Genomic DNA, 7,324 nt, shown 5'->3' with positions numbered 1-7,324 from the left:
GCTATCCCTCCCCACCCTGCTAACGCTGAGGGTGGGGACTCCCGCGATACGTTGACTAATTGGTCATTTGTCCTTTGTCCTTTGTCATTCATCGGGGGATTGAGTTTTGGCGACTAACTGGGCAAAGTCCTGTAACGTCTCCCCGTATTGCTCTCCAGCCACCCAGAACAAATCGTTATGACTAGCACCCTCTACCCAGAAGGAGCATTTCGGTTCAGGGGCGGCGGCAAATAGGCGTTTTCCGTGGGAGAGGGGAATCGTTTCATCTGCGGTTCCATGGATGATTAAGACGGGACAGTTCACCTGGGTGATCTTGTCCAGGTTGGGGAATTTGTCGAAGGGTAAAATCGGGATGGGTAGCACAACGCGAAAGGCTGAGGTGAACGAACTTTCCAGGATTAAACCTGCCAATGGGTGACGGGCGGCTAAATCTACGGCTGAACCGCCGCCGACGGAACGTCCATAGGCGATAATCTGTTCTGGGGGTACTTCCAGTTCCTCTTTTAAATAGGTAAAGGCGGTGTCAGTATCGCGATAGGCATTCCGTTCCGAGGGACTTCCCTGACTCGTGCCATAGCCGCGATAATCGTAGGCAAAGACGCTAAATCCTAAACCCTGTAGATGTTGCAGCCGGGGCTGAATATCACCTAAGTCCTCGGCATTCCCGTGAATGTAGAGGATAGTATAGGTAGCTGTCGGATTGGGCAAGTAAACGGCGGAAATCTGGATATCATCAGCCGTCGTCAATTTGAGAATGTCAGGGGTGTCTGAGTAGCTGGAGGGGCGAGGTAGGAAAATCATCCGATCTGCCATGAAGTAGACGTATACAGCGAAGAAGACGTAAATAAAAATTAGCGATCGCACGAGTCGTTTCCAGGTAAACTCACCAAATAGCCGCCGTTTGAGGGTTTCTTTATCCATCTATTTATTATGGCGCGATCGGAAGTTGTACACTTAGCTTTGCTGCTTTCTTGAGGACATGAAATGGCTTTAGAGTATCCTGATGACTTAAAGTATCTAGACAGTCACGAGTATGTACGACTCGATGGGGAAATTGCCACTATCGGGATTAGTGCCTTTGCCATCGATCAGTTAGGTGATATTGTGTTCATCGAACTGCCCGATGTGAATAGTGCTTTGGAAAAAGGGGAAACCTTTGGCACGATTGAATCGGTGAAAGCCGTTGAGGATATGTATGCCCCGGTTACGGGAACGGTGATTGAACGCAACGATGCTGTCGTGGAATCACCAGAACAGATTGCTGAAGATCCTTACGGTGAAGGGTGGTTTCTGAAAGTGCGAGTCAATGATGCCGACGAATTGGAAGACACGTTGTCGGCGGCTGAATATCAGGCTCAGGTTGAGGGAGAGGAGTAAGTGTTAGGGGTGCAGGGGGAGCAATGTAGAGACGTAGCATGCTACGTCTGGGAGCAGGGGGAGCAGGGAGATGGGTAAGAGGATTACCAATGAACAATCAACATAAGACAAATGACAGCACGATCGCGAATGTTTTGTTAAAAAATAATAAGGAGTCGCCCTGACTCTAGCGGCTTGATGCACCAAAATCCTTGAATGAATCGGTTTGATATGGCTAACTCAAATGTCTCAGTGAATCCAGACACAACCCTCAATGGCTTCTCCAGTGATTCTCAGCCAACTGTTTCTGCGGCGGCGGATCATTTAGTATCAACCGATTCTTATGCCAGACGCCATATTGGTGTCAATGCTGAAGACGTAGGGCAAATGCTGGATATCTTGGGCTACTCTAGCTTGGATGAACTGATTGATGGCGCTGTCCCCTCAACCATTCGGCTGAATCATCCCCTCAACTTACCCCCCGCCCAAAGTGAAAAAGCTGCCCTTGCCCAACTTCGGGACATTGCCTCCAAAAATCAGGTGTTTCGCTCGTTCATTGGTATGGGGTATCACGACTGTATCACCCCACCCGTGATCCAGCGGAATATTCTGGAAAATCCGGGCTGGTATACCGCCTACACCCCCTATCAAGCTGAAATTGCTCAAGGGCGTCTGGAGGCGTTGCTAAACTTTCAAACCCTAATTATTGATTTAACGGGTTTGGATATCGCCAATTCCTCGTTACTGGATGAGGGCACAGCAGCGGCGGAAGCGATGAGTATGAGTTATGGCTTGTGCAGAACTAAAGCAAATGCCTTCTTTGTGTCGCAGGATTGCCATCCGCAAACGATTCAGGTGGTGCAAACCCGTGCCAAACCGTTGGGAATTGAGATTATTGTTGGGGATCATCAGACGTTTGAGTTTGAGTCGCCAATTTTTGGGGCATTACTGCAATATCCGGCTACCGATGGCACGATTTATGATTATCGGGAGTTTGTTAACCAGGTACATGAGATGGGCGGTTTAGTCACAGTTGCCGCTGATCCCTTGAGTCTCACCCTGCTGACACCGCCAGGTGAATTCGGTGCAGATATTGCCGTGGGAACGACGCAGCGCTTTGGTGTTCCCTTGGGATACGGTGGACCTCATGCGGCGTATTTTGCTACCCGTGAGGCGTATAAACGCCAGGTTCCGGGGCGAATTGTCGGTGTGTCTAAAGATGCCCAAGGTAAACCCGCTTTGCGCCTTGCCTTACAAACCCGGGAACAGCATATCCGTCGGGATAAAGCCACGAGTAATATTTGTACTGCCCAAGTCTTGCTGGCGGTAATTGCCAGTATGTACGCGGTTTATCATGGACCAGAGGGACTTAAGCAAATTGCCCAGCTTGTGCATCGGTTAACGGTGATATTGGCAGCCGGGTTAGAACGCTTGGGTTATAAGATTAGCTCACAACCATTCTTTGATACGGTGCGGGTTGAGTTAGATAGCCAGGAACTCGGCGATATTCTCAAGGGGGCGCAAGCCAGGGGGATGAATCTGCGGGTGTTGGATGAAAGTGCGATCGCGATTACCCTGGATGAAGTGACAACGTTCCAGGATGTAGTGACTCTGCTGGATATTTTCGGATCAGTTGGCGTTGAGGGCATTGATTCGCTACCGTTTCCCGTAGACTCCCTGCTGAAACGAGAGGTTAGTGGTTTTGAGTCTCCCTTTGCCCGTACCAGTGCCTATCTTACTGAGTCGGTTTTTCACCGCTATCATTCAGAAACCGAATTATTGCGCTATATCCATCGTCTCCAAGCTAAGGATTTATCTCTCACCACCTCAATGATTCCCTTGGGTTCCTGTACGATGAAACTCAATGGCACAGCCGAGATGATGCCGATTACTTGGGCGGAATTTAGCCAGATTCATCCCTTCGCCCCCTTATCTCAAACCCAGGGCTATCAGCTTTTATTCCAGCAGCTTGAGGCGTGGTTGGCAGAAATTACCGGATTTGCCGGGATTTCCTTACAACCAAATGCGGGGGCGCAAGGGGAATATGCGGGATTGCTGGTGATTCGCCAGTATCATGAACATCGGGGTGAGGGACATCGCCAGATTTGTTTGATTCCCCAATCTGCCCACGGGACAAATCCGGCGAGTGCGGTGATGGCAGGATTAAAGGTGGTAGCTGTTACCTGTGATCACCAAGGAAATATCGATTTGGCGGATTTGCAGGCAAAGGCAGAAAAGCACAGCCAGAATTTAGCCGCGTTGATGGTGACATATCCGTCTACTCACGGCGTTTTTGAGGAAGACATTCGCGAAATTTGCGATACGATTCATGCTCATGGTGGACAGGTGTATCTGGATGGGGCGAATATGAATGCCCAAGTGGGATTGTGTCGTCCTGGGGATTATGGGGCAGATGTTTGCCATTTAAATTTACACAAAACCTTTTGTATTCCCCATGGAGGCGGGGGTCCGGGGATGGGACCGATTGGGGTACAGTCTCATTTAATGCCGTTTTTGCCAGATGTGTCGTTTGTGAAAGGTTATGGAACAGTACCCAATAGCGACTCCGTTGGCGTTGTGGCGTCAGCCCCTTGGGGAAGTGCCAGTATTTTACCGATTTCCTGGATGTATATCGCGTTAATGGGGGCAGATGGGTTAACCGAAGCGACGAAGGTGGCGATTTTGAATGCCAATTATATTGCCCATCGCTTAGCGCCTTATTATCCGATTCTGTATCAAGGGAAGTCGGGTTTAGTGGCGCATGAATGTATTTTAGATTTGCGCGATTTGAAAAAGTCAGCCGGGATTGAGGTGGATGATATTGCCAAGCGGTTAATGGATTATGGGTTCCATGCGCCAACGGTTTCTTGGCCCGTGGCGGGGACTATGATGGTAGAACCGACGGAAAGTGAGTCGAAAGCCGAGTTGGATCGGTTCTGTGATGCGATGATTGGGATTCGCCAAGAGGTTAAGGCGATTGAATCTGGGGAGGTTGATCAGGAGAATAATCTGCTGAAAAATGCCCCTCATACGGCGGAGGTTTTAATTGCTGGGGAATGGAATCGTCCCTATTCTCGCGAACAAGCGGCTTATCCTGCACCCTGGACAAAGGAACACAAGTTCTGGACAGCGGTAGGGCGGATTAACAATGCCTTTGGCGATCGCAATCTGGTTTGTTCTTGTGTGGGTATGGAAGCGTATAGCCCAGATTAATTGGGGCTTCCCCAGCTTCCCCAGAAGGGCGGGTTTAGTCAAGTTATCAGTTTGGTGCAAAATGTTATCTGTCAAACCCGCCCCTACACCCAGACGCGCCATGGCGCGTCTCTACATTGCTTCCCCTGCTCCCTAACCCCACCTCAAAACTTATTCAGCAGCCCCTATCTATTACAGCAAGCGACGCTAGGATCGAAGTAAGCTCAAACCTAGCGCTGGAGGTGTCAACGACCCGTCGCTAAAAGCGAGGGCTCCTTATAGCCCAAGTTGACCAGCCTAAGTGCTACGCGCACTACGTTAACGGCAAGTGTTAAAAATCCTACCTTGGGATGCGTGCCAGTTCCAAGCTCTAGAACCAAGTGGTTAAACAGGTCTAAAGGGTTAAGCCAGTACTGCTTGGAAAGTACCGACCGTTAACATTGGCGAGGCAAACTTTACCCCGAAAGGGAGTTGGGGCAACCATACCCCAAGGGGGGAGCAACCATACTCCCCCACCAATTTTGTCCAAGGAAAGTAGTACATCCTGCCCTGCTTTCCTCCCGTCGCTAAAAGCGAGGGTCTCCAGCAGGTTTTTTAAGATGATTTTGACTAACAATTCTCCCGATTCAAACCAAGACTGGGATTGGGCAATGTGGAGTGTTGACGCGGTTCAGGGGGAACTCCACTACAAACGCGCCCAAGACTCTTTGCGTGAGTTAGTCAGCAATCTTGACTTAACCTGCCAAGAACAAGCGGGGTTAGAATCAGAAATTGAGGATTTAGCTAACCTCTTGGACAAGCTAGAACACAGTTGTGTGCAACTCGCTGCTTTTGGTATGGTTGGGCGGGGCAAATCCTCGGTACTGAATGCGTTATTAGGACAACCTGTGTTTGAAACAGGGGCGTTGCATGGGGTGACTCGCAATGCTCAAACCGCGAATTGGCAGTTAAGTCAGGAAACTTTAGCCAACACGGATCAGGAAATCCTGCGCGTGGCGTTACCCAGTATTGGGGAATCCCAAATCCAGTTTATTGATACGCCGGGGATTGATGAAGTTAATGGAGAAACCCGTGAGGCGTTAGCGGTAACTGTTGCCAGACAAGCGGATCTGATTCTATTTATTATCGCCGGGGATATCACCAAAGTCGAATATGAAGCCCTGTCTCTATTACGAGATAGTGGGAAGCCAATGCTACTGGTTTTTAATAAAATTGACCAATATCCCGAAGCCGATCGCGAGGCGATTTATCGTAAAATTCGGGATGAACGGGTAAAACAGTTGTTGTCTCCCGCTGAGATTGTCCGGGTGGCGGCTGCACCGTTAGAAGCAGTAGCTGTGCGTCGTGCTGATGGTAGTCGGGCGATTCAACGGCGTCTGGGAACTCCTCAGATAGAAGAATTAAAGCTAAAAATACTGGAAATATTGCACCGGGAAGGTAAATCCTTAGTCGCCCTGAATTCGATGATGTATGCGGGTGAGGTGAATGAACAACTGGTGCAACGGAAAATGGCGATTCGGGAAGAAAGTGCCAATCAGGTGATCTGGAAAGCCGTGATGACCAAAGCCGTCGCGATCGCACTCAATCCAGTTACGGTTCTGGATCTACTCACGGCAACGGTTGTAGACGTAGTGATGATTTTAGCATTATCTCGGCTCTACGGTATCCCCATGACCCAGCAAGGTGCGGTGGGATTGCTTCAGAAAATTGCCCTGAGTATGGGCGGAATTGGTGCAAGCGAAGTTTTAGCCACATTGGGATTGAGTAGTATTAAGGGATTATTAGGACTTTGGGCGCCTGCAACTGGAGGAGTTACCTTAGCGCCTTATCTGTCTGTCGCCATGACTCAGGCGGGTGTGGCTGGGGTTTCCACTTATGCGATTGGACAAGTGACGAAAGTTTATTTAGCCAATGGTGCGTCGTGGAGAGAAGATGCACCGAAAACTGTCGTTAGTCGCATTCTGGAATCGTTAGATGAAACGTCAATTCTCAATCGGATTAAAGGAGAATTGGCAGCGAAATTAGGGAGTATGTCTTAATCTCAATCTTATGATGACAATACCTGTTCAACGGCATAAATCACAACAACCGTGTCAATATATATTCGAGAAGAGTCAGGCAAATTTAGCTGTCCCATGCATCTCTTTCCGCTGCGGCATAATATTCTGTTATTGCGGGGGATGGGGGGAACTGGGAAAACTATATTGCTTTGGATTCGGGGAGTGAGGATAAGACGGAGAGTATTGTTCAATGTGTGGAATATTCCCATCGGAATTTGTCGGCGGCGGCGCAGCAGTTGTTGTTGTGTTTAGCGCCGTTTACTGGGTTTATTTGGCGGGAGGGGATTGGGAATTATGTGAATGAGTTGCAGCAGTTAGCCCCGTTTCAGGATTATCCCTTTGAAGAGTTTGATGGGGCGATTCAAGAGGCGATTAATTGGGGGTTGTTGTCGAACCTCTCCCCCAGCCCCTCTCCTACAAGGAGAAATGTCAATACCACTCAAAGCATTGATCAGCTTTGTGGTTTTGGAGTTATGCAGCCAGCCCTACATAGCTAATTCTCAATAAAACTTGATTTTTATCAATAATGCTTTTTGGTAATTTGTCAAGTCTAGTGGAATGAATCAATCTTGAAACTCTTGTTTCACAAGGGTTTCAGGTAGTTCAAGAAAGATGCGAGTAAGGGATAGCTTTTGAAGGGGGATTTAGGGGGATATAAACGGTTGAGGTGTAAGTTCAAGGAGAAGACTTCTGGGAGTTAGACGTTTATAGTCAAG

Annotated in this window: 5 protein-coding genes and 1 pseudogene; 5 read left to right on the top strand and 1 reads right to left on the bottom strand. The window is 48.8% G+C overall.

Annotated elements, in window-relative coordinates; translation table 11 throughout:
• Positions 1-84: 84 nt before the first annotated feature.
• Complete coding sequence (locus ACLFWI_RS23130; RefSeq protein ID WP_446414880.1) at positions 85-921, bottom strand: alpha/beta hydrolase; 837 nt, start codon at positions 919-921, stop codon at positions 85-87.
• 63 nt (positions 922-984) lie between these two features.
• On the opposite strand from ACLFWI_RS23130, the gene gcvH reads away from it, so the two are divergent.
• From gcvH to ACLFWI_RS23105, 5 genes and pseudogenes are all read left to right on the top strand, one after another.
• The gene (gcvH, locus tag ACLFWI_RS23125) at positions 985-1,377 is read left to right on the top strand and encodes a glycine cleavage system protein GcvH (protein ID WP_446414879.1); all 393 of its coding nucleotides are present in this window, start codon (positions 985-987) and stop codon (positions 1,375-1,377) included.
• Positions 1,378-1,415: 38 nt separating this feature from the next.
• Entirely contained in the window at positions 1,416-1,541 is a 126-nt protein-coding gene (locus ACLFWI_RS23120) for a hypothetical protein (protein WP_446414878.1), read from the top strand.
• Between the two features lie 46 nt (positions 1,542-1,587).
• Positions 1,588-4,569, top strand: a complete 2,982-nt coding sequence (gene gcvP / locus ACLFWI_RS23115) for an aminomethyl-transferring glycine dehydrogenase (protein ID WP_446414877.1) — start codon at positions 1,588-1,590, stop codon at positions 4,567-4,569.
• A gap of 578 nt (positions 4,570-5,147) precedes the next feature.
• Complete coding sequence (locus tag ACLFWI_RS23110) at positions 5,148-6,587, top strand: GTP-binding protein (RefSeq protein ID WP_446414876.1); 1,440 nt, start codon at positions 5,148-5,150, stop codon at positions 6,585-6,587.
• A gap of 164 nt (positions 6,588-6,751) precedes the next feature.
• Positions 6,752-7,009, top strand: a pseudogene (locus ACLFWI_RS23105) (tetratricopeptide repeat protein); the annotation flags it as partial.
• Positions 7,010-7,324 lie beyond the last annotated feature (315 nt).

Origin of the sequence: Coleofasciculus sp., from assembly GCF_046539235.1 — a bacterium.
Classification (GTDB): domain Bacteria; phylum Cyanobacteriota; class Cyanobacteriia; order Cyanobacteriales; family Coleofasciculaceae; genus Coleofasciculus.
This window is presented reverse-complemented; position numbering and strand designations above follow the sequence as displayed.

Coding starts and splice junctions, on each gene's coding strand:
- ACLFWI_RS23110 (WP_446414876.1), top strand. CDS start 5,148: ATGATTTTGACTAACAATTCTCCCGATTCAAACCAAGACTGGGATTGG.
- gcvH (WP_446414879.1), top strand. CDS start 985: ATGGCTTTAGAGTATCCTGATGACTTAAAGTATCTAGACAGTCACGAG.
- ACLFWI_RS23120 (WP_446414878.1), top strand. CDS start 1,416: ATGCTACGTCTGGGAGCAGGGGGAGCAGGGAGATGGGTAAGAGGATTA.
- ACLFWI_RS23130 (WP_446414880.1), bottom strand. CDS start 921: ATGGATAAAGAAACCCTCAAACGGCGGCTATTTGGTGAGTTTACCTGG.
- gcvP (WP_446414877.1), top strand. CDS start 1,588: ATGGCTAACTCAAATGTCTCAGTGAATCCAGACACAACCCTCAATGGC.